The 25,036-nt window shown below is 72.8% G+C and carries 24 protein-coding genes; 13 read left to right on the top strand and 11 right to left on the bottom strand.

From position 1 onward, the window contains the following. Window positions 1-134 precede the first annotated feature (134 nt). From pheS to BM076_RS36015, 5 genes are all read left to right on the top strand, one after another. Complete coding sequence (pheS, locus tag BM076_RS09630; RefSeq protein WP_093712996.1) at window positions 135-1,256, top strand: phenylalanine--tRNA ligase subunit alpha; 1,122 nt, start codon at window positions 135-137, stop codon at window positions 1,254-1,256. Next, window positions 1,256-3,784: a phenylalanine--tRNA ligase subunit beta gene (pheT, locus tag BM076_RS09625; protein WP_093712995.1), complete on the top strand. Its 2,529-nt coding sequence runs from the start codon at window positions 1,256-1,258 to the stop codon at window positions 3,782-3,784. Before pheS ends, pheT begins: the two co-directional genes overlap by 1 nt. 656 nt (window positions 3,785-4,440) lie before the next feature. Beyond that, window positions 4,441-5,631, top strand: a complete 1,191-nt coding sequence (locus tag BM076_RS09620) for a PP2C family protein-serine/threonine phosphatase (protein ID WP_093712994.1) — start codon at window positions 4,441-4,443, stop codon at window positions 5,629-5,631. 124 nt (window positions 5,632-5,755) lie between these two features. Further along, entirely contained in the window at window positions 5,756-6,412 is a 657-nt protein-coding gene (locus BM076_RS36530; RefSeq protein ID WP_093712993.1) for a hypothetical protein, read from the top strand. Window positions 6,413-6,477: 65 nt separating this feature from the next. Further along, entirely contained in the window at window positions 6,478-6,675 is a 198-nt protein-coding gene (locus BM076_RS36015) for a hypothetical protein (protein WP_093712992.1), read from the top strand. A 12-nt stretch (window positions 6,676-6,687) separates the two neighbouring features. On the opposite strand, the gene BM076_RS09605 is transcribed toward BM076_RS36015, so the two are convergent. Next, entirely contained in the window at window positions 6,688-7,317 is a 630-nt protein-coding gene (locus BM076_RS09605; protein WP_245795892.1) for a TetR/AcrR family transcriptional regulator, read from the bottom strand. Between the two features lie 145 nt (window positions 7,318-7,462). Between BM076_RS09605 and BM076_RS09600 the strand changes: the two genes are divergently transcribed. Both BM076_RS09600 and BM076_RS09595 read left to right on the top strand, forming a co-directional pair. Then, the gene (locus BM076_RS09600) at window positions 7,463-8,395 is read left to right on the top strand and encodes an ABC transporter permease (RefSeq protein ID WP_093712990.1); all 933 of its coding nucleotides are present in this window, start codon (window positions 7,463-7,465) and stop codon (window positions 8,393-8,395) included. Window positions 8,396-8,483: 88 nt separating this feature from the next. Further along, on the top strand, window positions 8,484-9,281 hold the full coding sequence (locus BM076_RS09595) for an ABC transporter ATP-binding protein (protein ID WP_245795924.1): 798 nt from the start codon (window positions 8,484-8,486) through the stop codon (window positions 9,279-9,281). 11 nt (window positions 9,282-9,292) lie between these two features. On the opposite strand, the gene BM076_RS09590 is transcribed toward BM076_RS09595, so the two are convergent. After that, window positions 9,293-10,150 (bottom strand): 3-hydroxybutyryl-CoA dehydrogenase, encoded by an 858-nt coding sequence (locus BM076_RS09590; protein WP_093712989.1) that lies wholly within the window; start codon window positions 10,148-10,150, stop codon window positions 9,293-9,295. A gap of 336 nt (window positions 10,151-10,486) precedes the next feature. Here BM076_RS09590 and BM076_RS09585 point away from each other — a divergent pair, with 336 nt between their 5' ends. Beyond that, window positions 10,487-11,761 carry a glycoside hydrolase family 10 protein gene (locus BM076_RS09585; RefSeq protein ID WP_093712988.1) on the top strand — a complete coding sequence of 425 codons (1,275 nt, stop codon included), beginning with the start codon at window positions 10,487-10,489 and terminating at the stop codon, window positions 11,759-11,761. 75 nt (window positions 11,762-11,836) lie between these two features. Here the strand turns inward: BM076_RS09585 and BM076_RS09580 are convergent, their stop codons facing one another. From BM076_RS09580 to rpsN, 3 genes are all read right to left on the bottom strand, one after another. Beyond that, window positions 11,837-12,991 carry a GTP-binding protein gene (locus BM076_RS09580; RefSeq protein ID WP_093712987.1) on the bottom strand — a complete coding sequence of 385 codons (1,155 nt, stop codon included), beginning with the start codon at window positions 12,989-12,991 and terminating at the stop codon, window positions 11,837-11,839. Next, the gene (locus BM076_RS09575; RefSeq protein WP_093712986.1) at window positions 12,991-13,242 is read right to left on the bottom strand and encodes a type B 50S ribosomal protein L31; all 252 of its coding nucleotides are present in this window, start codon (window positions 13,240-13,242) and stop codon (window positions 12,991-12,993) included. The genes BM076_RS09580 and BM076_RS09575 overlap by 1 nt, the downstream gene beginning before the upstream one ends. A gap of 89 nt (window positions 13,243-13,331) precedes the next feature. Next, the gene (gene rpsN / locus BM076_RS09570; protein WP_093712985.1) at window positions 13,332-13,637 is read right to left on the bottom strand and encodes a 30S ribosomal protein S14; all 306 of its coding nucleotides are present in this window, start codon (window positions 13,635-13,637) and stop codon (window positions 13,332-13,334) included. A gap of 226 nt (window positions 13,638-13,863) precedes the next feature. On the opposite strand from rpsN, the gene BM076_RS09565 reads away from it, so the two are divergent. The 5 genes from BM076_RS09565 (at window position 13,864) to BM076_RS35605 (ending at window position 18,080) form a co-directional block, all read left to right on the top strand. Further along, a complete protein-coding gene (locus tag BM076_RS09565; RefSeq protein ID WP_093712984.1) occupies window positions 13,864-14,874 on the top strand; it encodes a metal ABC transporter solute-binding protein, Zn/Mn family in 1,011 nt (336 codons plus the stop codon). A gap of 2 nt (window positions 14,875-14,876) precedes the next feature. Further along, window positions 14,877-15,716, top strand: coding sequence for a metal ABC transporter ATP-binding protein (locus tag BM076_RS09560; RefSeq protein ID WP_245795890.1), 840 nt, complete (start codon window positions 14,877-14,879; stop codon window positions 15,714-15,716). Continuing rightward, window positions 15,703-16,623, top strand: a complete 921-nt coding sequence (locus BM076_RS09555; protein WP_245795888.1) for a metal ABC transporter permease — start codon at window positions 15,703-15,705, stop codon at window positions 16,621-16,623. The genes BM076_RS09560 and BM076_RS09555 overlap by 14 nt, the downstream gene beginning before the upstream one ends. After that, a complete protein-coding gene (locus tag BM076_RS09550; protein ID WP_093712983.1) occupies window positions 16,620-17,483 on the top strand; it encodes a metal ABC transporter permease in 864 nt (287 codons plus the stop codon). The genes BM076_RS09555 and BM076_RS09550 overlap by 4 nt, the downstream gene beginning before the upstream one ends. A 195-nt stretch (window positions 17,484-17,678) precedes the next feature. After that, window positions 17,679-18,080 (top strand): Fur family transcriptional regulator, encoded by a 402-nt coding sequence (locus BM076_RS35605; RefSeq protein ID WP_265737089.1) that lies wholly within the window; start codon window positions 17,679-17,681, stop codon window positions 18,078-18,080. Between the two features lie 18 nt (window positions 18,081-18,098). Here the strand turns inward: BM076_RS35605 and BM076_RS09540 are convergent, their stop codons facing one another. From BM076_RS09540 to BM076_RS09515, 6 genes are all read right to left on the bottom strand, one after another. Further along, window positions 18,099-18,287: a hypothetical protein gene (locus BM076_RS09540; RefSeq protein ID WP_093713041.1), complete on the bottom strand. Its 189-nt coding sequence runs from the start codon at window positions 18,285-18,287 to the stop codon at window positions 18,099-18,101. Window positions 18,288-18,452: 165 nt separating this feature from the next. Continuing rightward, window positions 18,453-20,252, bottom strand: coding sequence for a dipeptide ABC transporter ATP-binding protein (locus BM076_RS09535; protein WP_093712981.1), 1,800 nt, complete (start codon window positions 20,250-20,252; stop codon window positions 18,453-18,455). Beyond that, window positions 20,249-21,169, bottom strand: a complete 921-nt coding sequence (locus tag BM076_RS09530) for an ABC transporter permease (RefSeq protein ID WP_093712980.1) — start codon at window positions 21,167-21,169, stop codon at window positions 20,249-20,251. The genes BM076_RS09535 and BM076_RS09530 overlap by 4 nt, the downstream gene beginning before the upstream one ends. Beyond that, the gene (locus BM076_RS09525; protein ID WP_093713040.1) at window positions 21,166-22,122 is read right to left on the bottom strand and encodes an ABC transporter permease; all 957 of its coding nucleotides are present in this window, start codon (window positions 22,120-22,122) and stop codon (window positions 21,166-21,168) included. The genes BM076_RS09530 and BM076_RS09525 overlap by 4 nt, the downstream gene beginning before the upstream one ends. Before the next feature lie 39 nt (window positions 22,123-22,161). After that, a complete protein-coding gene (locus BM076_RS09520) occupies window positions 22,162-23,790 on the bottom strand; it encodes an ABC transporter substrate-binding protein (protein WP_093712979.1) in 1,629 nt (542 codons plus the stop codon). 173 nt (window positions 23,791-23,963) lie between these two features. Next, a complete protein-coding gene (locus BM076_RS09515) occupies window positions 23,964-24,650 on the bottom strand; it encodes a response regulator transcription factor (protein ID WP_093712978.1) in 687 nt (228 codons plus the stop codon). Window positions 24,651-25,036: the final 386 nt, after the last annotated feature.

The following is a 25,036-nucleotide window of genomic DNA, read 5'->3' as shown; positions in this document are numbered from 1 at the left end:
GTGTCCGGTCGGGCAGGGCTTTCCGGCTCCGGGCGATGTCGCCACCCCACAGGTGGTGTCCCGCCCCGAGCGCACCGAAGGAGAACCCGCCCCGGGTAGGCGCCCCACCACCATCCACTGCGGAACGGGAAGAGATGTCGGCACCGAACAAGTCGTACGACCCTGTGGAGGTCGAGGCGTTGAAGCCGGAGGAGATCGAGCGGATGCGGGACGCGGCGCTGGCCGCCATCGCCGCGGCCGGCGACCTCGACGCGCTCGCCCACGTCAAGACCGCGCACACCGGCGGCGCCTCGCCGCTCGCGCTCGCCAACCGCGAGATCGGCGCGCTGCCGCCGCAGGCCAAGGCCGAGGCGGGCAAGCGGGTCGGCCAGGCCCGCGGCGCGGTCAACAAGGCGCTGGCCGGCCGGCAGGCCGAGCTGGAGGCCGAGCGCGACGCGCGCGTGCTGGTTGAGGAGGCGGTGGACGTCACGCTGCCCCACGACCGCCGCCCGGCCGGCGCCCGGCACCCGCTGACCACGCTCTCCGAGCGCATCGAGGACATCTTCGTGGCCATGGGCTACGAGGTGGCCGAGGGCCCCGAGGTGGAGAGCGAGTGGTTCAACTTCGACGCGCTCAACATCTCCGTCGACAACCCGGTCCGCAGCGAGCAGGACACCTTCTTCGTCCAGGGCGCCGACGGCACCGAGGACAGCGGGGTGGTGCTGCGCACCCACACCTCCGGGGTGCAGATCCGCTCCCTGCTGGACCGCGAGCCGCCGGTCTACGTGATCGCGCCCGGCCGCGTCTACCGCTCCGACGAGCTGGACGCCACCCACACCCCGGTCTTCATGCAGGTCGAGCTGCTGGCCGTGGACGAGGGCCTGACGATGGCCGATCTCAAGGGCACCCTCGACCACATGGTCGTGTCGCTGTTCGGCGAGGGCATGAAGACCCGGCTGCGGCCCAACCACTTCCCGTTCACCGAGCCGTCCGCCGAGATGGACATGGTCTGCTACGTCTGCCGCGGCGACTCGGTGGGCAATCCGGACCGCCCCTGCCGCACCTGCTCTTCCGAGGGCTGGATCGAGCTGGGCGGCTGCGGCATGGTCAACCCCAAGGTGCTGGTGGCCTGCGGTGTCGACCCGCGCAAGTACAGCGGTTTCGCCTTCGGCTTCGGCATCGAGCGGATGCTGATGTTCCGCCACAGCGTCGAGGACATGCGAGACATCGTCGAGGGTGATGTGCGCTTCACCCTTCCGTTCGGGATGGAGATCTGATGCGGGCCCCGCTTTCTTGGCTGCGGGAGTACGTCGAACTGCCCGCCGGTGAGACCGGCCGCGACGTCCAGGCCAAGCTCATTTCCGCAGGACTCGAGGTCGAGACCGTCGAGCAGCTCGGCGCCGGGCTCAAGGGCCCGCTCGTCGTCGGCAAGGTGCTGACCATCGAGGAGCTGGAGGGCTTCAAGAAGCCGATCCGCTTCTGCACCGTCGACGTCGGCGACGCCAACGGCACCGGCGAGCCGCAGGAGATCGTCTGCGGCGCCCGCAATTTCGCGGTCGGCGACAAGGTCGTCGTCGTGCTGCCCGGCGCGGTGCTGCCCGGTGACTTCCAGATCGCCGCCCGCAAGACGTACGGCAAGACCTCGCACGGCATGATCTGCTCCGGCGAGGAGCTGGGCATGGGCGACGACGGCAGCCACGGCATCATCGTGCTGCCGCCCGAGCACGAGGCGGGCACCGACGCGATCGAGCTGCTGGAACTGGTCGACGAGGTGCTGGACATCGCCGTCACCCCGGACCGCGGCTACGCGCTGTCGCTGCGCGGTGTCGCCCGCGAGGCGGCCATCGCCTACGGCGTCTCGCTGCGCGACCCGGCACTGATCGACGTACCCGCGCCCAACGCCTTCGGCTACCCGGTCAAGGTCGCCGACCCGGTCGGCTGCGACCGCTTCACCGCCCGTACGGTCACCGGGCTCGACCCGGAGGCGCGCTCGCCGATCTGGCTGCAGCGCCGGCTGCAGAAGGTCGGCATGCGGCCGATCTCGCTGGCCGTGGACATCACCAACTACGTGATGTTCGAGCTGGGCCAGCCGCTGCACGCCTACGACCGCTCGCGGCTCGACGGACCGATCGGGGTGCGCCGCGCGCTGCCCGGCGAGAAGCTCACCACACTGGACGACGTGGAGCGCACGCTCGACCCCGAGGACCTGGTGATCACCGACAACTCCGGGGCGATCGGCCTGGCCGGTGTGATGGGCGGCGCGAACACCGAGATCGCCGCGCCCGCCACCGACCCGGAGACCGGTGCCGTCAGCGGCACCACCGAGATCGTCATCGAGGCCGCGCACTTCGCGCCGGTCGCGATCGCCCGCGCCGCGCGCCGCCACAAGCTCGCCTCCGAGGCGTCCAAGCGGTTCGAGCGCGGCAGCGACCCGCTGGCCACCTCGGCCGCGGCCCAGCGCGCGGTGGATCTGCTGACCGGGCTCGCCGGCGGCACCGCCGACGCCGGGGTCACCGAGGTGGTCTCGCCGTCCGCGCCGCGCACGGTGTCGATGGCCGCCGACCACCCGGACCGCGTCGCGGGCACCGAGTACGGCCGCGAGACCGTGGTGCGCCGCCTCCAGGAGATCGGCTGCGACGTCTACGGCAGCGACGAGCTGATCGTCACCGTGCCGAGCTGGCGCCCCGACCTGGCCTTCCCCAACGACCTCGCGGAAGAGGTCATCCGCCTGGAGGGCTACGAGACTCTGCCGTCCACGCTGCCCCGGCCGCCGGCCGGCCGCGGCCTGACCGCCTCGCAGCGGCTGCGCCGCCGGGTCGGCCGGGCGCTGGCGGGCGCCGGATATGTGGAGGCGCCGAGCTACCCCTTCGTCGGCGCCGAGGTCTTCGACCACTTCGGCCTCGACGCGGACGACCCGCGGCGCCGTACGGTGATCGTCGCCAATCCGCTGTCCGACACCGAGCCGGGGCTGCGCACCACGCTGCTGCCCGGACTGCTTGCCACGCTGCGCCGCAACCTCGGGCGCGGCGCACACGACCTGGCGCTTTTCGAGACCGGCCTGGTCTTCCGGCCGACCGGCGACGAGACGGTGCCGCCGCGGCTGCCCGTCGACCGCCGGCCGACCGACGAGGAGATCGCCCGGCTCCAGGAGGCGCTGCCCGGCCAGCCCCGGCGGGTCGGCGTGGTGCTCTCCGGCGCGCGCGAGCGGGCCGGCTGGTGGGGCGCGGGCGCCCCGGCGACCTGGGCCGACGCGGTCGAGGCGGGCCGTACGGTGGCGCGTGAGGCCGGTGTCGAGCTGATCGTCCGCCAGGACCAGCACGCGCCGTACCACCCGGGCCGCTGCGCCGCGCTGTACGCGGTGGTGGACGGCGCCGAGACCCTGGTCGGCAACGCGGGCGAGCTGCACCCGCGGGTCACCAAGGCGCTCGGGCTGCCCGAGCGGACCTGTGCGATGGAGCTGGACCTTGACCAGGTCGAGCGGGCCGGCGGCGCCCGGCCGACCGGGCCGCGGGTGTCCACCTTCCCGGTGGCGACGCAGGACGTGGCGCTCGTCGTCGACACGGCGGTCCCGGCCGCCGACGTCGAACGCGCGCTGCGCGAGGGCGCGGGTGAACTCCTCGAATCGCTGCGGCTGTTCGACATCTTCACCGGCGAGCAGATCGGCGAGGGCCGCAAGTCCCTCGCCTACGCGCTCCGCTTCCGCGCCCCCGACCGCACCCTCACCGCGGACGAGACCACCGCGGCCCGCGAAGCGGCGGTAGCCGCCGCCCACGCCTCCACCGGCGCGGTGCTCCGCGGCGCCTGACGGGACGTCACGACGAGGGGCCGCCCCGGTGATGCCGGGGCGGCCCCTCGCGCGCATGGCGCGCTGTGCTTCCGTCCACGGCGGACAGCGCCGAACCGGCGTCGGCGCGCGGCCTGTTGGCGGATGGCGTGGGTGACCCGGGTGGTGTCGGTGCGCGCGGCCGACCGCCTACGGCCTGCGGGTGGGGCCCGCGCGGCATCGGCGGGTGCGGGGGAGTGCCGCGTCCAGGGCGGCTCGCGCGGCGCCGGCGGGTGCGGGAATACGTGACCTCGCGGCCGTGCGCGTCCTGCGGTGCGCACGCCCGGGGGTGTTGCGCGGAGGCGATCCGTATCGCGTTGCCTGCCTGCCTGCCTGCCTGCCTGCCGGGCGGGCCGCGCCGACGCCTGCCGGGCGCGTGGGGGCGGTCCGCGTTGTCGGATGTGCGGCGCGTGGCCGTCTTGTTGCGCGGCCGGGCGGGGGCGCAGCCCCGCCGCTTCTTGCTGCGGGTCGGAGACGTGCGGAAGTTGGGGGTTTCGTCGCTCTTTCGAGTGATTACCCCGGGCGATAGGCCATTTGTGCGCGGGGAGTGGCCAGAATCGGTCGCGATGCGGGAGCCGGGCATGCGGGGCGCGGTTCCGACGCTGCCGCGACCGCGGCTTTCCGGGGGAGCCGGGCGGATGATCCTCAAGCGGGCAGTTCAGGTGCTGCGCCGGGTGCCGTGGGTGCTGCTGCCCGCCGTGTGGGTGGCGGTGACGGGCACGCTGACCTGGCAGTTGTCCGAGGGCGCCGATGTGCTGCCCGCACTGGCGGTGACTCCGGCGCTGACCTGCGCGGCGGGCGCGCGGCGGCGCTGGGTGGTGGGCAGCGGGGTGGTGGCGCTCGCGGTGCTGGCCGCCGATCTCGCGGACGACTCGATCGACGGCGCCGGCCCGGTGCTGGGCGCCGCCGCGACGGTGCTCGCCGTGGTGGCCGCGGCGCTGTGCACGGCGGGCCGCCGTACGGTGCTCACCGCCGAGCTGGACCGTACGAAGGAGATCGCGACCGCCGCCCAGCAAGTGCTGCTCCGGCCGTTGCCGCGCCGGGCGGGCGGCTGGACGGTCGCGGGGGAGTACGTGTCGGCCAGCCGGGGCGCCCGGGTCGGCGGCGACTTCTACGAGGTGCTGGCGACGCCGTACGGGGTGCGCGCGGTCATCGGGGACGCCCGCGGCCACGGCCTGCCCGCCATCGGCATGGTCGCGGCCCTGCTCGGCAGCTTCCGCGAGGCCGCCCACCAGGAAGCGGAACCTGCGGACGTCCTGCGGCGGTTGGACGGGGCGCTGCGCCGCCATCTGCGGGAGCGGACCCAGGACGAGCACCCGGCGACGGCGGGCGCGGCCCCGCACGACCCGGTCGCCGAGGAGTTCGCCACCGTACAGATCGTGCAGCTCGCCGATGACGGCGCCGTCCAGGTGGTCACCTGCGGCCACCCGCAGCCGTATCTGCTCGGCGCGGCGGCCGGCCCGCTGCCGATCGGTGAACCGCTGCCACCGCTCGGCCTGTTCGACCCGTCCCGCACCCCGGTGCCGGCCGCCGCCGGCCAGGTGGCGCCGGGCGAGGGACTGGTGCTTTACACCGACGGGATGCAGGACGCCCGTGACGCCGACGGCACCTTCTTCCCGCTGGCGGAGGCGCTCACCGCGGTGGCCGGCGACCGTGCGGAGGCGCCGCTGTGCGGGCGGGCCGTCGCGGCCGGACTGCGCGACGCCGTGCTGCGGCACGCCGACGGCCGGCCCACCGACGACATGGCCCTGCTGGTCCTGGTGCGTGACGGCGTCCGCGCCGCCGTCCCGCCCCGCGCGGTCGCGCTCTCCGGAGTGCCGCGCCACTGAAGCGGTCCGACCCTGCTAAAAAGGATGAACTCCCCATATTTCTCATAGGGGAAATGCAGGCTGGCGCAGGGGAGCGCGAGCGAGCCGTACGGCTGCGCTCCCGGCGGACCGAGAGGGCGGCGGAATGGCGACAGCGACCGGACACAGGAGTGCCGCGTACGGCACGGCCGCGCCCTTCACCGGGACAGGCGGACTGCTGGCCGTCGTCGGCGCCGCGGGCCCCGACCGCACCGCGCTGCTGCTGGGCCTCGGCGACCGGCTGCGGCGGGGCACTGCCCGGCGGCGGGCGGCGCTGGTGCGGGCGCACGGCGCCTCGGCCCCCGATCCGTACGACCGGGTCGGCGAACTCCTCGACCTGACAGCCGTCCAGGCGGGCCTGCGGGTCGGCGCCGTACGGGTCGGCGAGGCGCTGACAGCGGCCGGTCTCACCCTCGCCGACCATCCCGACCCCGCCCGCCCCGGCACCCTCCCGCGCGGCGCCCGCTACGAACGCCTGCCCGCCGCCGACCAGTTGCTCCTCGCGACCGCCCTCGCCCTGATCCCCGGCCCCGGCCTCCTGCTGGTCGACACCGACACCGACACCGACACCGACACCGACACCGACACCGACACAGACGGGGACACCGGTGCGGACACCGCCGCCGCGGCGGACCCGCGCGTCTGGCGCGGCCTGCGCCGTATCGCCGCCACCGGCATCCCCGTCATCGCCACGGCGACGGACGCGACCCTTGCAGGCGACCACGCCGACCGCGTGGTGCTCCTGCCGCACACCGGGCCCTGACGCGCCGTCGTCCGGCGCGGAGAATCCTTCCCCGGCGCCGCGCCGATCGGATTACGGTGACCGTTATGGCCGGCGCCGGCGCGTACCGATGGCGCACCCGGGTGCGCGGACACCTCCCGTGGTTCCTGCTCGCCCTGGGAGTGGCGTGCAAGGGCGGCCGCGACTGCGGATCCCACGAGTGGTACCGCCACGACCGCGCCGTCGCCCGCTGCTACCACTGCGCGGTGGGCGAACGCCCGTGGCCCGCGGGCCACGGCACCTGAGCCGCCCCGCCGTCACCCCGCCGCCGGTGTGGCCGACAGGGCCGCGACCACCGCTGTGGTGAGGGCGTCGAGGCGGTGCCGGGGGAGGTCGTCGCGCATGACGGCCAGGTGCCAGTAGAGGGGGCCCGCCAGCAGATCGAGGGCGAGGCCGGGGTCGGTGGCGGCGGGGATCTCGCCGCGGGCGGCGGCCTGGCGTATGACGGCGGCGGCGACACCGCCCTGTGCGTCGCGCAGCGCGGTGCGCAGGGCGGCGGCGAGTTCGGGGCTGCGCGCCGCCTCGGCGAGCAGGTCGGGGATGATCTGCGCCGCCACCGGGTGCCGCAGCGCCCGCGCGCTCACCTCGAGCATGGCGCGTACGTCGCCGTGCAGGGTGCCGGTGTCCGGCACCGGCAGTCCGGCCGCCGCGATGTCGGACACGGTGTCCAGGACCAGCGGCAGCTTGGAGCGCCAGCGGCGGTAGACCGCGGCCTTGCCGACGCCCGCGCGCCGCGCGATGCCCTCCATGGACATCCGGCCGTAGCCGACCGCGGCCAGTTCGGCGAAGACGGCCGCCCTGATCGACTCGGTGACGTCCTCGCGCAGCACGGCGGCGCCCGCGGGGGCGCGGCGGGGCGTGGACGGGCGCGGCTCGGGGTCGGTCATGGGGGTGATCCTAACCCGACGAGGCGACGGAACGGTTGCGTTCCATCCTTCGGCTGCTCTACCGTCGAGCAGGACGACGAGACGGTCCCGTTCCGTCGTCAAAGTGCACCCTCGATCACGATCCGCCGTCCGAAGGCAGCCGCCCATGTCCGTCGCATCCGCCGCCCCACCGGTCCGGCCACCGGCCCGCTCTCCCGCGCCCGCCATGGACCGCCCGGTGCCGCCCGCCGTGCTCGCCGCAGCCCACGGTCTGACCGTCTGCGGCGCCCGCCCCGGGATCGTGGAGTACACCCGCCGCCTGTGGGCGCGCCGCCACTTCGTCACCGCCTTCGCCGCCGCCCGCCAGGAGGCCCTCTACACCGAGGCCCGCCTCGGCCAGCTGTGGCAGGTGCTCACCCCGCTGCTGAACGCGGCCGTCTACTTCCTGATCTTCGGCATGCTCCTCGGCGCCGGACGCGGGGTCCCCGACTACATCCCGTTCCTGTGCACCGGCATCTTCGTCTTCACCTTCACCCAGACGGCCGTCCAGACCGGCGCCCGCTCGCTGACCGACAATGTCGGCCTGGTCCGCGCCCTGCACTTCCCGCGCGCCTGCCTCCCGATCGCCGCCACCCTGCTCCAGTTGCGGCAGCTGCTGCTCTCGCTCGGCGTCCTCACGGTCATCCTGGTGGCCGAGGGCATCCCGTTCACCACCCGCTGGCTGCTGGCCGTGCCCGCGCTGTTCCTGCTGACCGTGTTCAACACCGGGCTGGCGCTGGCGATGGCCCGGATCGGCGCGCGCACCACCGACTTCGCCCAGGTGCTGCCCTTCGTCACCCGCACCTGGATGTACGTGTCCGGGATCTTCTACGACCTCTCCCGGATCTCGTCGGGGGCGCCGCACGCCGTCGTCCTGCTGCTCGACGTCAACCCGGCCCTGGTATATGTCGGTCTGATGCGGTTCGCACTGATCGACAGCGTCACCCGCGAGCAGCTTCCGCCGCACATCTGGCCGCTGGCGGCCGGCTGGGCGGCTGTCGCGGGCTGCGCCGGGTACGCGTTCTTCTGGTCGTCGGAGGAGGAGTACGGCCGTGGCTGAGGAATCCGCACGAACATCGGCAGGACCGTCCGCCGGGGCGGCGGACGAGGCGCCGCGGGTGCCGGACGGCACCTCGCTGGAGAGCCCGCTGGACGCCGCCCGGCCGGACGGGATCCCGCGGATCGAGGGACCCCTGGTGCCCACCGTGATCGTCGACGGCCTGCACGTCGTCTACAAGATCTACGGCGCGGGCACCGGCCGGGGCAACGCGACCGCGGCCCTGCACCGGCTGGTCTCCCGCAAGGCGTCGCCGAACGTGCACACCGTGCACGCCGTCAAGGGCGTCACCTTCACCGCCTACCGCGGCCAGGCGATCGGCATCATCGGTTCCAACGGCTCCGGCAAGTCCACCCTGCTCAAGGCCATCGCGGGCCTGCTCCCCGCCGACCGCGGCCGGGTCTACACCGACGGCCAGCCGTCGCTGCTCGGCGTGAACGCGGCGCTGATGAACGACCTGACCGGCGAGCGCAATGTGATCCTCGGCGGTCTGGCCATGGGCATGTCCCAGGAGGAGGTGCGCAGCCGGTATCAGGGGATCGTCGACTTCTCCGGCATCAACGAGAAGGGCGACTTCATCTCGTTGCCGATGCGGACGTACTCCTCGGGTATGGCGGCCCGGCTGCGGTTCTCGATCGCGGCGGCCAAGAACCACGACGTGCTGATGATCGACGAGGCGCTGGCCACCGGCGACCGCGCCTTCCAGAAGCGGTCGGAGGACCGGATCCGCGAGCTGCGCAAGGAGGCAGGGACCGTCTTCCTGGTCAGCCACAACAACAAGTCGATCCGGGACACCTGCGACCGGGTGCTGTGGCTGGAGAAGGGCGAGCTGCTCATGGACGGCCCGACCGAGGAGGTCGTCGCCGCCTACGAGGAGTCCTCCGGCTGACGGCCGCCGGCTCAGTACGCGTAGAAGCCCGCGCCCGTCTTCCGCCCGAGGCGGCCCGCGGCCACCATCCGCTGCAGGATCGGCGGCGCCGCGTAGAGCGGCTCCTTGTACTCGGAGTACATCGACTCGGCGATGGCCGCGATGGTGTCGAGGCCGATGAGGTCGGAGAGCTTGAGCGGCCCCATCGGGTGCGCGCAGCCCATCTCCATGCCGTTGTCGATGTCCTCGCGGGTCGCGATGCCCGACTCGTACATCCGGATCGCCGAGAGCAGATACGGCACGAGCAGCGCGTTGACGACGAAGCCCGAGCGGTCCTGCGCGCGGATGGCGTGCTTGCCGAGGACGTCGGAGACCAGCGCCTCGGTGCGCTTGAGGGTCTCGCTGCCGGTGGTCAGCGCCGGGATCAGCTCGACCAGGCGCTGCACGGGCGCCGGGTTGAAGAAGTGGATGCCGAGCACCTGGTCGGGGCGGGAGGTGGCCACCGCCAGCTTGACCAGCGGGATGGAGGAGGTGTTCGAGGCCAGGATGGCGTCCGGCCGGGTCACCACCTGGTCGAGCACCCGGAAGATGTCGGTCTTGACCTGCTCGTTCTCCACCACGGCCTCGATCACCAGATCGCGGTCGGCGAATTCGCCCAGGTCGGTGGTGAAGGTGAGACAGCCCAGCGTCTCGTCGCGCTCCGCCTCGGTGATCTTGCCGCGCTCCGCGGCCTTGCCGAGCGAGTTCGTCAGTCGCGTACGGCCCAGCTCCAGGGCCTCACCGGTGGTCTCCGCGACCCTGACGTCGAGCCCCGCCCTGGCGCACACCTCGGCGATGCCCGACCCCATCTGGCCCGCGCCGACCACTCCGACGCGCTCGATGTCGCTCACTCGTCAGCCCCTCGTCCCGCCGGTCCCGTCGACCGGTCCATCCGATTCCGTCCGATACGGTCTGTTGCCGTCTGTTGCCGTCTGTTGCCGTCTGTTGCCGTCTGTTGCCGTCTGCCGTCGAGTGGCTGTCCGATGCCGTCCACCGACTACCGAACAGACGGTACCTGTGTCCGGAATGCGCGGGACCGGCCGGGTGCCCGCCCCGCCGGGCGCGGCGGCCGTCAACGCTCCGGCGCGGCCGGACCCGCCCGCGCGAATGGACCGAACGGCGGGTTGCCCCCGCACCACGAGTCCCCCCATCATCGGCGGGTCATGACGGATGATCAGGAGGCACGGATGGACCGGCTCACCCGCAGGACCTTCACCGTGGCGGCGGCCGGCGCCCTCGCCGCCGTCATCCCCGGTTCGGCGGCCCGCGCGGCCGAACCGGCCCAGGACGGCCCCGCCGGCCGCCCCGCCCCGGCGCCCGCTGGCCACGGACGGCCCGGCCGGGGCCGCGACCTGCGCGGCATGTGGATCGCCTCCGTCGCCAACACCGACTGGCCCTCCGCGCCCGGCCTGCCCGTGGACCAGCAGCGCCAGGAACTCCTCGACCTGCTCGACACCGCCGTCCGGCGCGGGCTGAACGCCGTGATGTTCCAGGTACGGCCGACCGCCGACGCCTTCTGGCCCTCGCCGTACGAGCCCTGGGCCCGCTATCTGACCGGCACGCAGGGCCAGGAACCCGGCTGGGACCCGCTGGGCACCGCCGTCCGCGAGGCGCACCGCCGCGGCCTCGAACTGCACGCCTGGTTCAACCCGTACCGCGTCTCGATGGACACCGACGTCAGCAAGCTCGCCGCGGACCACCCGGCGCGGCTGCACCCGGAGTGGATCGTGCCCTTCGGCGGCAAGCTCTACTACAACCCGGGCCTGCCCGAGGTCCGCCGCTTCGTCCAGGACGCCATGCTCGACGCGGTGCGCCGCTACCCGATCGACGCCGTGCACTGGGACGACTACTTCTACCCGTACCCGGTCGCGGGACAGGTCTTCCAGGACGACGACGCCTACGCCCGATACGGCGCCGGCTTCCCGGACCGTGACGCCTGGCGGCGCGACAACACCGACCGCCTCGTCCGCGAGACCGCCGCCAGGATCAAGCGGATCCGGCCGCGTACCCGCTTCGGCATCAGCCCCTTCGGCGTCTGGCGCAACGCCGCAACCGACCCCACGGGCTCGGCCACCACCGCAGGCGTCCAGACCTACGACGACCTCCACGCCGACACCCGCAAGTGGGTCAAGGAGGAGTGGATCGACTACATCTGCCCGCAGGTGTACTGGAACATCGGCTTCGCCGCCGCCGACTACGCCACCCTCGTGCCCTGGTGGTCGGACGTCGTGCGCGGCACCGATGTGGACCTCTACATCGGCGAGGCGCTGTACAAGGTCGGTGTGGCGGGCCAGCCCGACGCCTGGCAGGACCCGGCCGAACTCACCCGGCACCTCGACTTCTGCGCCGATTTCCCGGAGGTGAAGGGGAACGTCTACTTCTCCGCCACGCAGGTCGTGGCCGACCCCTTGGGTGCGATGAGTCTGGTCGCCGAGCGGTACCGGCACCACGGACGGCGGTGACGGCGGCCCTGCGGGACAGGTGAACGCCCGCGCGCGGCACGGGCGTTCACCTCGGGTGCGGGTGCGGACGACAGGTCAGGGGACGGGGTCGAGGAGGTCGGCGAAGGCGGCGGGGAAGCGCTGCCAGCCGGCCGGGCCGACGGCGTATTCGGCGTCGGTGAGCAGGCAGGACTCCAGCAGTTCTTCGAGGCCGTCCTGGTCGAGGCCCGGCGAGGTGAAGACCAGGTGCTGGCAGCGGTCGCCGTGCTCGCCGTGCCAGTCGAGCGCGGCGGCGGCCCGCCGTACGGCCGGCACCATGTCCCAGGCACCGTCGGGCAGCGCGGCCAGCCACGGCCCGGCGTTCTCCACGCTGAGCGCGCCGCCTGCTGCGTCCCAGGCCAGCAGGGTGTCGGGCCGGTCGGCGAGCCAGAAGCGGCCCCGGCTGCGGGCGGCGGCGCAGACCAGGTCCTCCAGGGCCAGATAGAGGCGTTCCGGGTGGAAGGGGCGGCGGCGCTGCCACACCAGGGTGGCGACCCCGGCGGCGTCCGCCTGCTGCGGCAGCCGGCAGCAGGCGGGGTGCTGGGCCGCCGCGGCGGCCTCCACGTCGAAGCCCGCGAACGCCTCACGGGCGAGCCCGGCGGAACGGCAGGAGACCTGACGCGCCGTCGGATGCAGCTGCGCCAGCAGCGCCAGATCCTCGTCGGTCGCGTCCTCGTCGTGCACGAGGGCGAGGACCGGCGCGTACTCCACCTGCCGCGCCCAGGTGTCGCCGACGGTGCGCCGGTCGGCGCGGGCGGAGGCGAGCCCGGCGTCCTGGAGATCGTCGCCGTCGGCCAGATACGGCAGGACGAGCGTGGGGTCGACGGCCGTGATCACATTGGTGAGTTCGAGGATTCCTCGGCCCCGGTCGGCGATGATCTCGGCCATGCCCTGCGGCTCGACGGAGTCCCACAGTTCGACCACGGCGAGCTGCACGAGACCGCTCGCCGCCTGCCGTTCCAGCTCGGGGACGAGATCCTCGCGCAGCGCGCAGCACGCGCAGTCGTCGACCAGCGGGATCGTGTCGTACGAGAGCGTCCCGCCGGCGTCCCGGACGGTGCGTTCGACGCCGCCGGACGCCGCGGCGGACAGGTCGTGATGGAGCGCGACGCTGCGCGGCACCATCGTGAGCAACTGCCCGACGACGGTCCTGCGGGCCTCCGCGTGCAGACCCGCGACCACCACGACGGGCAGCGTGTCGCGGCGGTCCATCAGCGCTCCTTGCGGGCGTAGCGGCGCTCGAAGCGCTCGACCCGTCCCGCGGTGTCCAGCACCTTGGCGGTGCCGGTGTAGAAGGGGTGGCTGCGGGAGGAGATCTCGACGTCGACGACGGGGTACGTCCGCCCGTCCTCCCATTCGATGGTCTCGGTGCTGGTCATGGTCGACCGGGTGAGGAAGGCGAAGTCGGCGCTCTTGTCGCGGAAGACGACGGGGCCGTAGGCGGGGTGGATGTCGGGTTTCACGGCGGATGCCTCACTTTTCACAAGGACGGCGGGGACGCGGGGATACGGGACGGGGGGAGCGGGGGCCCGGCGCGCGGCCGGGCGCCGCGTCACCAACTGGACTTGCGGACGCCCGGCAGATGGCCCGCGTGGGCCTGTGCCCGCAGACCGACCCTGGACAGTCCGAAGGCGCGCAGATATCCGCGCGGCCGGCCGTCCACGGCGTCACGGTTGCGGACCCGTGTGGCGCTGGCGTCGCGCGGCTGACGGCGCAACTCGCGCTGGGCGGCGGCCCGTTCCTCCTCGGTGGTGGCGGGGGAGGCGATGAGCCGCTTGAGTTCGGCGCGGCGCTCGGCGTAGCGGGCGACGACGGTACGCCGCCGCTCGTTCTTGGCGATCTTGCTCTTCTTGGCCATGCCGTGGACTCTATCGAAAACCGTTTTCATGTTCAATGTGACGTCGATCGGTGGCGGGCGGCGCCCCCGTGAGCGCCCGCCCCGCGACCCGCCGCGAGGTCAAGGTTCGGTAATGGTTTTCATCTTCATGCTTCTCGCGGGTGAGATTGGAAGTCGTTTTCAACTACTGTCCGGGTGCGGCCGACGGCGCCCGCCCCGAAGACCAGCAGTTCTGAGGAGAACGACCATGACCAGCCCCATACCGCCCCGGCCGACCCGGCGACGCCGCTCCGTACTCGCGGCCGGCGCGCTGCTGATCGGCGCGCTCACGGCGGCCACCGCCTGCTCGACCGCCTCGGACTCGTCCGACGACTCGGCCAAGGACACCGCCAAGAACGCGGCCGACGCCAAGTCGTCCGGCACGCCGGCCGCTTCCGGCACCGTCCTCCAGGTCGTCGCCGCCGAGAACTTCTGGGGCAGCATCGCCGAGCAGCTCGGCGGCGACCACGTCAAGGTCACCAGCATCATCACCAACCCCGACGCCGATCCGCACGACTACGAACCCACCGCCGCCGACGCCCGCACCATGGCCACTGCCCGGTACGCGATCGTCAACGGCATCGGCTACGACGCGTGGGCCACCAAACTGGTCGACGCCAACCCGTCGGCGCAGCGCTCCGTGCTCACCGTCGGCGACCTGGTCGGGATCAAGGACGGCGGCAACCCGCACCGCTGGTACTCGCCCGACGACGTCCACCGCGTCATCGAGCGGATCACCGCCGACTACAAGAAGGCGGACCCGGCGGACGCGGCGTACTTCGACTCCCGCAAGACTGACTTCGAGAACCGGACGCTCGGCGAGTACAACAGCCTGATCTCCGGCATCAGGACGAAGTACGCCGGCACACCGATCGGCGCCTCGGAATCGATCGTCAGCCCGCTGGCGGATGGCCTCGGCCTGAAGATGCTCACGCCCTACTCCTTCCTGAGCGCGATCAGCGAGGGCTCGGACCCCACGGCGAAGGACAAGACGACGATCGACCACCAGATCGCCGCAGGGCAGATCAAGGTCTACGTCTACAACAGCCAGAACGCCACGCCGGACGTGCAGGCGCAGGTCAAGGCGGCCAAGGCGCACGGCATCCCGGTGGCGACGGTCACCGAGACCCTGACCCCGGCCGGTGCCTCCTTCCAGCAGTGGCAGGTGGCCCAGCTCAAGGGCATCGAACAGGCCCTGGCGAAAGCGACGGGCAAGTAGCCGTGCGATCCGTGGTGTGCGTGGACGACGCCGCCGTCCGCGTGGGCGGCCGTCCGCTGTGGTCGCACGTCCGACTCGACATCGCCGCCGGGGAGTTCGCGGCCGTGCTCGGCCCCAACGGTGCGGGCAAGTCCACGCTGATCAAGGCGATCCTCGGCCTCGTCCCCACGACGGCGGGCAGCATCCGGGTGCTCGGGGAGCGGCCGGGGCGGCTCGCGGACCGGGTGGGCTATCTGCCGCAGCGGCGCAGCTTCGACGCGGACCTGCGGATCAGGGGCCTGGACATCGTCCGGATGGGCTGGGACGGCGACCGCTGGGGACTGCCGAGGCCCGGCGCCGGACGCGCGGCCCGCGAGCGGATCGCCGAGGTCGTCGACCTCGTCGGCGCCTCGGCCTACGCGCACCGCCCGGTCGGCCAGTGCTCCGGCGGCGAGCAGCAGCGGCTGCTCATCGCCCAAGCCCTGGTCAGACGGCCGGAGTTGCTGCTGCTCGACGAGCCGCTCGACAGCCTCGACCTGCCCAATCAGGCGGCGGTCGCCGCACTGGTCGGCCGGATCTGCCGTACGCAGGGCGTGGCCGTCGTGATGGTCGCGCACGACGCCAACCCGATCCTGGCCCACCTGGACAAAGTGATCTACCTCGCCGAGGGCGGCGCCGTCGCCGGGCCGCCGCGCGAGGTGATCACCTCGGAAACGCTCACCCGGCTGTACGGCACGCCGATCGAGGTGCTGCGCGCGGGCGACGGCCGGCTGGTGGTCGTCGGGCAGCCGGAACCGCCCGCCGCGCACACCGACCGCCACGCGTCGTCCCGAACGGAAGGGAACCGCCGTGCAGTTCGCTGACGCCGTGACCGCCTGGTCGTGGAATCCGCTCGCCGACATCCGGCAGATGTGGGCGTTCCCCTTCATGGTCAACGCCTTCCGGGCCGGCACGATCGTCGCCGTACTGGCCGGGGTGATCGGCTGGTACATGGTGCTGCGCCGGCAGAGCTTCGCCGGCCACACCCTGTCGACGGTGGCCTTCCCCGGCGCCGCGGGCGCCACGCTGATCGGGGTCGGCGCGGTCTACGGCTACTTCGCCTTCTGCGTCGGCGCCGCGCTCGTGGTCGCCGCGGTGCCCAGGATCGGCCACGAGGCCGGCGGCGAGGAGACGGCGGTCACCGGTACGGTCCAGGCGTTCCTGCTGGCCTGCGGATTCCTCTTCGTCGCGCTCTACAAGGGCTTCCTCGGCGGCGTCAACTCCCTTCTGTTCGGCAGCTTTCTGGGCATCACCACCACCCAGGTCGACGTCCTGGCCGCGGTGGCGGTGCCCGTCCTGCTGATCGTCGCGGCGATCGGCCGGCCGCTGCTGTTCGCCTCCCTGGACCCCGCGGTGGCCGCCGCCCGGGGCGTACCGGTACGGCCACTGTCGGTGGTCTTCCTGGTGCTGCTCGGCGCGGCCACCGCCGCCACCAGCCAGATCACCGGCTCCCTGCTGGTGTTCGCGCTCATGGTCATGCCGGCGGCCACCGCGCAGAATCTCACCGCCAGGCCCGCCCTGAGCATCGCCCTGTCCGTGACCCTCGCGGTCCTGGTGACCTGGACGAGCCTGACCATCGCCTACTACTCGCCCTATCCCATCGGCTTCTGGGTGACGACCTGCGCCTTCGCCTGCTACCTGGCCAGTTGGGCGGTACGGCTGGCGCGCGGATCGCTGGGCCGCGCCCGGTGGTACGGCGCGGGCGCCCGGGTCCCGCTGGAGGTGTCATGACCGGCGTCGGCCTCGCCCTGCCCGGCGCGCTGGGCCATCCCTTCTTCCTGCACGCGGTGCTGGCCGGTGCCGCCATCGCGGCGGCCTCCGGCATGATCGGCTACTTCCTCGTGCTGCGTGCCCAGGTCTTCACCGGGGACGCGCTCGGCCACGCGGCCTTCACCGGGGCGCTGGCCGCGCTGGCCGACGGCGTCGATCTGCGGCTCGGCCTGTTCGCCGCCACTGTCGTCATCGCCCTGCTGCTCGGCGCCCTTGGGCGCTCGGGCCGCGCCGACGACATCGCTATCGGCAGCGTCTTCGCCTGGATCACCGGGCTCGGCGCGTTCTTCCTGACGATGTACGCCACCTCCGGTGGTGCCGACAACGCGGGCGCGGGCGTACGCGTGCTGTTCGGCTCGATCTTCGGGCTGTCCGCGAAACAGGCGGTGACCGCGGCCGTCGTGGCGGCCGCGGTCTGCGGCGCTGTGCTCGCGGTGTTCCGGCCGCTGCTTTTCGCCTCCGTCGATCCGGCGGTCGCGGCGGCCCGCGGGGTCCCGGTACGGGTGCTCGGCTTCGTCTTCCTCGCCCTGGTCGGCGTCACCGCGGGCGAGGCGACCCAGGCCGTCGGATCGCTGCTGCTGCTCGGTCTGCTCGCCGCCCCGGCGGGGACCGCCCAGCGGCTCACCGACAACCCCGCGCGGGCCTTCGTCCTCTCCGCGGTGCTGGCCGTAGCCGACATGTGGGGCGGACTGGCCGCCAGTTACGCGCTGCCGAGCATGCCGCCCAGCTTCGCCGTCGTCGCGCTGGCCACCGCGCTCTACGCCGCGGCCTTCGCCGTCGGACCGTACCGACGGCGAACCGCCGCGAGCCGGGCGGGGTGACCGATGCCCGGCACACCGGGGCCCGGGTCTCCGGGCGAGATCGCGCTGCCCGGCACGTCAGGGTCTCCCGACGCCCCGCTAACCGGCGCGGCAGCGCCCGAGTTTCCTGGCGGCACCGCGCTGCCTGGCACGTCAGGGCGCGAGTCCCCCGACGAGATCGCGCTGCCCGGCACGTCAGAGTCACCCGACGCCCCGTTGCCCGGTCGGCGTACGCCTCAGCGCCGCACGCTGTTGCGGGCGCTGATGGACGCCGACGGCTTCGTCAGCGCGCAGAGTTTGCACGCCGATGTCGTACGCGCCGGGCCCGCGGTCGGGCTGAGCACGGTCTACCGCACGCTCGCCGCGCTGACCGAGGCCGGTCTCGCCGACACCGTGCGCGAGCCGAACGGCGAGCGGCTGTTCCGCTACTGCCCCAGCCGTCACCACCAGCACTACCTGCTGTGCCGGTGCTGCGGCACCAGCAGTCCCGTGGACGCCGCCGACGTCGAGTCCTGGGTGCGGACCGTCACGGCGGCCTCCGGCTACACCGAGGTCGAGCACACCGTGGAACTCACCGGCATCTGCGCCCCCTGCGGCGCCCAGGGGCGCAACCCGTGACGATGCCGGGACGGTCCGCTAGCCGCCGCCCGAGGTGCCGCCCAGGCCGCGGCGGCGGCGCCTGGTGGAGCGGCGCAGCAGGCCGCTCGCGGCGAGCGTCGCCGCGGCGACGGCGCGGACCGGGCGCGGGCCGCCGCGTACGGCCCACACCACGCAGACGCAGCCGCCGGCGGCCGCGACCACCAGGACGCCGAGCAGGACAGTCATGATCACGTATCCCCACTTCCCTGGCCGCTCGTAGTCCTGGACCGTTCGGTTCCGACGGCCGCCACCGTACGGGCCGCCACCGTACGGCCGGTGGCCTCACGTCTGAGGACACCGAAACACGTGTGCGGGTTGCCTCGTGGCGGCGAATCGGTGGCGGGCCGCCCGTCAGCGGGCCAGGGCGCCGGGGACGGCGGCCAGCAGGTCGTGGGTGTACGGGTGCGCGGGGCGGGTGAAGACCTGCCCGACGGGGCCGGTCTCGACGATGCGGCCCGCGCGCATCACGGCCACCCGGTGGGCGATCCGGCGGACCACCGCCAGGTCGTGCGAGATGAAGAGACAGCTGATTCCGAGGTCGGCCTGGAGAGCGGCGAGCAGGTCGAGGACCTGCGCCTGTGAGGACACGTCGAGCGCCGAGACCGGCTCGTCGCAGACCACGAGATCGGGTTCCAGGGCGAGCGCCCGGGCGATCGCGACGCGCTGGCGCTGGCCGCCGGAGAGTTCGGCGGCGCGGCGGCCCAGGACGGCGGCGGGCAGCCGTACCCGGTCGATCAACTCGGCCGCCCGGCAGGCGCGTTCGGCGCGGCTGCCGACCCGGAAGGCACGCAGCGGCTCGGTGACGATCTCCGCGACGGACAGCCGGGGGGACAGCGAGGCGTACGGGCTCTGCTGGACGATCTGCATCCGGCGCCGCAGCCGGCGCAGGTCGCCGCCGCCGAGCCGGGTGATGTCCTGGCCGGTGAAGGTGATCCGGCCCGACGTCGTGCCGGTGAGGCGGACGAGCATCCGCGCGGTGGTCGACTTGCCCGAGCCGGATTCGCCGACCAGCGCCAGCGTTTCGCCGCGGCCGATCCGCAGGCTCACCCCGTCCACCGCCCGCGGCCCGGGCCGCCGGGCCCCGCGCCGCCCGGGGAATTCCTTGACCAGGTCCTCCGCGACGACGAGGTCCCCATCGTCCGGGGCGGATTTCTTCAGGGCGGACTCCTGCCCGGCCGACCGTACCGGGGCTTCCGGGGTCGGCTCCGCCACGGCGGACCCGTCACGGGCGGAACCCTCGGGGGCGGGCCCCTTCGCGGCGGACCCCTCTGAGGCGGGGCCTTCCGGAGCGGGCTCCTTCACTGTCACAGCGACCCGCGCCCAGGCGCCGTCCAGCCCCGGCGCCGCCGCCAGCAGGCCGCGGGTGTAGGGGTGCGCGGGCCGCCGCAGCACCTGCCGTACGGAGCCGGTCTCCACGATCTCGCCGCGCGCCATTACGCTCACCCGGTCCGCCCGGTCGGCGGCGACCGCGAGGTCGTGCGTGATCAGCAGCACCGCGATGCCCCGTTCCCGGGTGAGCGTGCCGATGTGGTCGAGGATCCGGCGCTGCACGGTGACGTCGAGCGCGCTCGTCGGCTCGTCGGCGATCACCAGCCGGGGGCGCGCCGCCAACGCGACGGCGATCAGCACGCGTTGGCACATCCCGCCGGACAGCTCGTGCGGATAGCGGCGGGCGGTGACGGCCGGATCGGGCAGGCCCGCCTCGTCGAGGAGTTCCAGCGTGCGCCGGGCCGCCGCCTCCCGGTCGGCCAGCCGGTGCACCAGCAGCGCCTCGGCGACCTGCGGCCCGATCCGCCGGACGGGGTTGAGCGAGATCATCGGGTCCTGCGGTATCAGGCCGATCTCCTTGCCCCGGAAGCCGCGCAGCGCGTCCTCGCCCAGGCGGGCCAGATCGGTGCCGCCGAAACGGATCGCGCCCCCGTCGAGCGAGCCGCCGCGCGGCAGCAGCCCCAGCACCGCGTGCGCCGCCGTGCTCTTCCCCGAGCCCGACTCGCCGACCAGGGCGACGACTTCGCCCGGCCGTACGGTCAGGTCGATGCCCCGCACGGCGGGCACAGGACCGGTCCTGCCGCGGTAGGAGATCCGCAAGTCCCGGATGTCCAGCAGGGGTTCGGACGGCGCGGCGCCGGCACCCGTCGTTCCGGCACTCATCGTTCCTCCGTGTCTGCGCCGTCCAGGGCGCGGGCGATCCGGTTGGCGGCCAGCACGGTGGCCGCGATGACCAGGCCGGGCAGTGTGCTGAGCCACCAGGCCGTGGCGAGGTAATTGCGCCCGTCCGAGACGAGCGAGCCCCACTCCGGTGCGGGCGGCTGCGCGCCGTATCCCAGGAAGGACAGCGAGGAGACCTGGAGCACGACGGCGCCGAAGTCGATGGCGGCGTAGACCAGTACGGGCCCCGCCGCGTTCGGCAGCACATGCCGGAGCAGGACCGCGGGCGCCCGGGTCCCGGAGGCGCGCGCCGCCTCCACATAGCCCGACCCGGCGATCCGCAGCACCTCGGCGCGCATGATCCTGGTGAAGGTCGACACGCTCGTCACCCCCACCGCGAGGGCGACCTTGACGGTGCCGAAGCCGAGCGCGGTGACCAGTGCGAGCGACAGAAGCAGGCCGGGGATCGACAGCAGCACATCGGTGAGCCGCATCAGCGCGTCGTCCACGATCCCGCCGAGGTAGCCGGCCAGCAGACCGGCGAGCGATCCCACGACGAGCCCGACGAGCACCGCGAGGCCGCTCGCCTGGAGGGTGAGCAGGGAGCCGTGCACGACACGGGCGAAGAGGTCGCGGCCCAACTGGTCGGTGCCGAAGGGGTGTCCGGAGCCCGGCGGCAGCAATTTGTCGTGCGGGACGGCGGCCAGCGGGTCGCGCGAGGTCAGCAGGTGCGGGAAGAAGGCGGCGGGCAGCAGTACCGCGATCAGCAGCACCGAGAGCAGCAGACCGGGCCTGACCGGCCGGAAGCGGGCCGGGCGGCGCGGCCGGCCTGACCCCTTCGGCCGGTCCGCGGCTGCGGGGTCCGGCAGGTCCGCCCCGGATTCCGGGGTCCCGGTGTCGGGGATGCCGAGGTCGGTCATGCCGGCACCGCCCGCCGGGCCGTCGTGGTGATCCGTGGGTCGATCAGGGGCAGCAGCAGATCGACGGCGAGCGTGGTGAGGACGAAGGCGACCGCGCCGAGCACCACGACGCCCTGGACGACCGGGATGTCCTGGGCCGTCACGGCGGCGGCCGTCTCGCGGCCGATCCCGGCGCGGGCGAAGACGGTCTCCACGACCACCGCGCCGGCCAGCAGATTGCCGACCATGATGCCGACCAGGGTCAGCGGCGCGGCCGACGCGTTGCGCACCGCGTGCCCGAACAGCACCCGCCCCCGGCCCGCGCCCTTGGCGAGCGCGGTCTGGACGTACGGCTCCGCCAGCGCGGTGCGCAGCCCCTTGGCGAAGACCTGCGCGATCAGCGCGGCACCGGGCAGCGCCAGCGTCACCGACGGCAGCACCAGGGCGTCGAAGCCCTGGTCGCCGAAGGCCGGGAAGACGTGCCAGCGGAAGGAGAAGAGCTGCACCAGCACAAGCCCCACCCAGAAGGTCGGCGCCGACACGCCCAACGACGGCAGCGACAGCAGCAGTTGACGCAACGGGCCGTACCGCGTCCAACTGGCCAGCAGTGCCACCGCGCCGCCGAGGAGTACGGACAACAGCAGTGCGGCGGCGGCCAGTTGGAGCGTCGTCGGCAGCGCCTGGGAGATCATCCGGGTGACCGGGACGCCGCTTTGCACCGAGCGCCCCAGGTCACCGTGGACGGCGTGCAGCAGGCGCGTGCCGTACTGCTCGGCCAATGGGCGGTCCAGACCGTACTGATGGCGCAGCGCCGCGGTCTGTTCCGGTGTGACCGTACTGGCGTCGCCGCCGCCCGCCGCCATGATCGTCGCGGGGTCGCTCGGCAGCATGTACAGCACGCCGAAGGAGACCGTGTACGCGGCCCACAGGACGAACACGGCCTGGAGCAGCCGCCGTAGCAGATAAGTCCTCATCATCGCCTTAGGGATCGCCTGTGGTCGGGACAGCCGTGGTCAGGACAGCCAGGCGTCGTGGAACTGGGCCTGGGACGACGAGCCGAGCGTGATGTCGTGCACCTTCGAGCCGAGCGCGTAGACGCTGGTCATCTCGAACACCGGGATCTGGTAGCCCTGTTCGAGCACCCGGCGCTGTGCCTGCGCGACGATCGCGGCCCGCTTGGCGGGATCGGCGGTGGCGGCCTGCGCGTCGAGCAGCGATTGCAGCCGCGGGTCGTCGATGTGCGAGAGGTTGAGCAGCTTGCTGGAGAAGGCGGTGCGCAGGATGTCCGGGTCGGCCCGGGTGCCGTTGCCCCACGACAGGTCGTAGTCGCCGCTCTTCTGGGCCACTTGGTAGTCGGCGATGCTCAGCACCTTGAGCGTGAGGCCGATCCCCGCCTTCTTCACCTGCTGCTGCACCAGCTCCAGCACCGACTGGTTGGGGCCGAAGTTCGGCGCGAGGATGACCTTGAGGTCGAGCTTCACGCCGTTCTTCGTACGGATGCCGCCGGGGCCCGGCTGCCAGCCCGCCGCGTCGAGGATCTTCCCCGCGGCGGCCGTGTCGTGGGCGAGCAGCTTGGAATTGTCCTGGTAGCCGTCGGTGGTGCTGGACAGCGAGCTGGTGGCCGGGTGGTAGCTGGGGCTCAGGACGGTGTCGACGACCTCCTGGCGGTCGATGGCGACCTCCAGCGCGCGGCGTACGGCGATGTCACCGGCCTGCGGCCGCGAGGTGTTGACGCTGAGCGCGACCGGCACGCCCGGGTTCGACCGGGACAGCAGCTTCGCGCCCTGGCTCTTCAGACCCGCCTCGTCCTGCGGCGCGACACCGGAGACGGCGTCGAGCTGGCCCGACTCCAGGCTGCCGGTGCGGATGCCCGACTCCGGGACCACCTTGAAGGTGATCCGGTCCAGGTAGGCGGGGCCGCTGTGCTTCCAGAGCGTCGAGCCGCCGGTGTAGTCGGCGCGCTTGACCAGCTCCACGGACTTGCCGGGCGTGTAGCTCGCCAGCTTGAAGGGCCCCGACCCGATCAGCGGCCCGGCGCACAGGCTCTGGGCGCTGCGCTTGAGGGTGCCGGTCGACAGCAGGCCGAGTGTGGTGGTCGACGTCGCCTGGAGGAACTGGGCGTTGGGGTGGTCGAAGGTGACCCTGGCGGTGTGGGCGTCGACGACCTCGGTGCCGCGGTAGCCGCTGAGGTAGCCGGAGCCGAAGATCGACTTGGCGCCGAGCTTCACGACCGCGTCGAAATTCGCCTTGACGGCGGCGGCGTCGACCGGGGTGCCGTCGCTGAAGGTCGCGCCGGCGCGCAGATGGAAGGTGAACTGCGAGGCGTCCTTGGCGATGTCCCACGACGTGGCGAGCCAGGGCGCGATCCGCCCGGTCGCCGCGTCCTGGTCGGTGAGCGAGTCCACCAGGCCGCGGGCGGCGTACACCGCGTCGTTGGTGGCCGCCTGGTGCGGGTCGACGCAGATGGGGTCCGAGCCGAGCGCGAAGGTCAGCCGGCCGCCCGCGTGCGGGGCGGCGGCCTTGCCCGCCGAGCTGTCCGACGGGTCGGCGGAGTCGGACGAGCAGGCCGCCAGTGTCAGCGACAGCGACAGGGCGGCGGCGCCCGCTGCGAGCAGCGTGGCGCGAGGACGTGAGCCGGGCATGAGGTGAGACCTTCCGGGCGAGTGGTGCCGCGATGAGGGGCGAGGGTGAGGTGGGGCGAGGTGACGAGCGGCGCCTTGGCATGCGGCACCGTGATGAGAGGGAGACCCCGGGCCGCCGGCTCGGGGGAGTGAGGTGTGCGGTCGCGGGGGACCGGGCTCGTTGGGGACTGCGCTCAGGCGTGTCCCATCCGGAAGCCGATCCCGCGCAGCGTGACGATCCAGCTCGGATCGCCCAGCTTCTTGCGCAGGGCGCTGACATGGGTGTCGATGGTCCGGCTCGCCCTGGCGCTCAGCGGCCGGCCGTCGTGCTGGTAGCCCCACACGTCACCCATCAACTGGGTGCGGGTGAAGACGGTCTGCGGCTGCGAGGCCAGCTTGAGCAGCAGACAGAATTCGATCCGGGTGAGATTGATCAGCCGGCCGTTCAGCCGCACTTCCCGGGTGTCGGGGTCGATGCACAGCGAGCCGATCATGATCGGCTGCGACCGGGCCGCCGCCGAGGTGTGCGCACCCGACCGCCGCAGGACGGCCTCGATGCGCGCGAGGAGTTCACGGAAACCGAATGGCTTGGCCATGCAGTCGTCGCAGCCGGCCTGGAGACACAGGATCCGGTCGAGGTCGGTACCGGGATCGGTGAAAGCGATGATCGGTATGTCGCTCGCCGACCGCAGCAATCGGCAGACCTCGAGGCCGTCCATGTCCGGCAGCGCGAGGTCGAGCAGGAAGAAGTCGAACGTCGTATACCTTTCCAGCGCCTCCGCCCCGGTGCCGCACTGCTCGATGTCAAAACCATGGCGCTGCAACTCGGCACTCAGGCTGCCGACCCCAATCGTGTCGGAATCCGCTACCAGTACCCGCATGACTCCCATGCCTTCGTGGGGTTCGCTCCGAATTCTTCCGGCAGATTAGCCGCCCGCCGGGCACCGTTTGAAGCTCCGCCGGGACATTTCACACTCCTGCAAGGTTTCTGAAACCATCGCACGCATAAAACCGGCCGGCCCACTCGCGGCGCCGCGGGAGCGTCAAGAAACCTGTACTTCCCTTGACGCTTTCTTATGAATCGGCGCCGCACCACGACCCGCCTGACGTCGGCCGCATGGACGGAACGTCAAGCCTTGGCCGGTGCGACTTGACAGTCCGCTGACATTAGTTTTCAGAGACCCTTGAGATCCCTGCTTGAATTCTGAACAGGCCGTGACAGACGATATTTGTGTCCGGCGAAAACTCGGACGAATCATTACCGGTA

The sequence above is a fragment of the Actinacidiphila alni genome, assembly GCF_900112845.1.
Lineage (GTDB): Bacteria > Actinomycetota > Actinomycetes > Streptomycetales > Streptomycetaceae > Actinacidiphila > Actinacidiphila alni.
Note: the sequence above shows the minus strand (reverse complement) of the source record. Positions and strands in the feature narration are given on the sequence as shown.

What these genes read in the sequence shown, in the direction of transcription:
- BM076_RS09580 (WP_093712987.1), bottom strand. Translation starts at nt 12,991, where the DNA reads ATGGACCGCCGCGACACGCTGCCCGTCGTGGTGGTCGCGGGTCTGCAC.
- BM076_RS09585 (WP_093712988.1), top strand. Translation starts at nt 10,487, where the DNA reads ATGGACCGGCTCACCCGCAGGACCTTCACCGTGGCGGCGGCCGGCGCC.
- BM076_RS09620 (WP_093712994.1), top strand. Translation starts at nt 4,441, where the DNA reads ATGATCCTCAAGCGGGCAGTTCAGGTGCTGCGCCGGGTGCCGTGGGTG.
- BM076_RS09565 (WP_093712984.1), top strand. Translation starts at nt 13,864, where the DNA reads ATGACCAGCCCCATACCGCCCCGGCCGACCCGGCGACGCCGCTCCGTA.
- BM076_RS09515 (WP_093712978.1), bottom strand. Translation starts at nt 24,650, where the DNA reads ATGCGGGTACTGGTAGCGGATTCCGACACGATTGGGGTCGGCAGCCTG.
- rpsN (WP_093712985.1), bottom strand. Translation starts at nt 13,637, where the DNA reads ATGGCCAAGAAGAGCAAGATCGCCAAGAACGAGCGGCGGCGTACCGTC.
- pheS (WP_093712996.1), top strand. Translation starts at nt 135, where the DNA reads ATGTCGGCACCGAACAAGTCGTACGACCCTGTGGAGGTCGAGGCGTTG.
- BM076_RS09605 (WP_245795892.1), bottom strand. Translation starts at nt 7,317, where the DNA reads ATGACCGACCCCGAGCCGCGCCCGTCCACGCCCCGCCGCGCCCCCGCG.
- BM076_RS09600 (WP_093712990.1), top strand. Translation starts at nt 7,463, where the DNA reads ATGTCCGTCGCATCCGCCGCCCCACCGGTCCGGCCACCGGCCCGCTCT.
- BM076_RS09530 (WP_093712980.1), bottom strand. Translation starts at nt 21,169, where the DNA reads ATGACCGACCTCGGCATCCCCGACACCGGGACCCCGGAATCCGGGGCG.
- BM076_RS09525 (WP_093713040.1), bottom strand. Translation starts at nt 22,122, where the DNA reads ATGAGGACTTATCTGCTACGGCGGCTGCTCCAGGCCGTGTTCGTCCTG.
- pheT (WP_093712995.1), top strand. Translation starts at nt 1,256, where the DNA reads ATGCGGGCCCCGCTTTCTTGGCTGCGGGAGTACGTCGAACTGCCCGCC.
- BM076_RS09535 (WP_093712981.1), bottom strand. Translation starts at nt 20,252, where the DNA reads ATGAGTGCCGGAACGACGGGTGCCGGCGCCGCGCCGTCCGAACCCCTG.
- BM076_RS36015 (WP_093712992.1), top strand. Translation starts at nt 6,478, where the DNA reads ATGGCCGGCGCCGGCGCGTACCGATGGCGCACCCGGGTGCGCGGACAC.
- BM076_RS09540 (WP_093713041.1), bottom strand. Translation starts at nt 18,287, where the DNA reads ATGACTGTCCTGCTCGGCGTCCTGGTGGTCGCGGCCGCCGGCGGCTGC.
- BM076_RS09550 (WP_093712983.1), top strand. Translation starts at nt 16,620, where the DNA reads ATGACCGGCGTCGGCCTCGCCCTGCCCGGCGCGCTGGGCCATCCCTTC.
- BM076_RS09520 (WP_093712979.1), bottom strand. Translation starts at nt 23,790, where the DNA reads ATGCCCGGCTCACGTCCTCGCGCCACGCTGCTCGCAGCGGGCGCCGCC.
- BM076_RS36530 (WP_093712993.1), top strand. Translation starts at nt 5,756, where the DNA reads ATGGCGACAGCGACCGGACACAGGAGTGCCGCGTACGGCACGGCCGCG.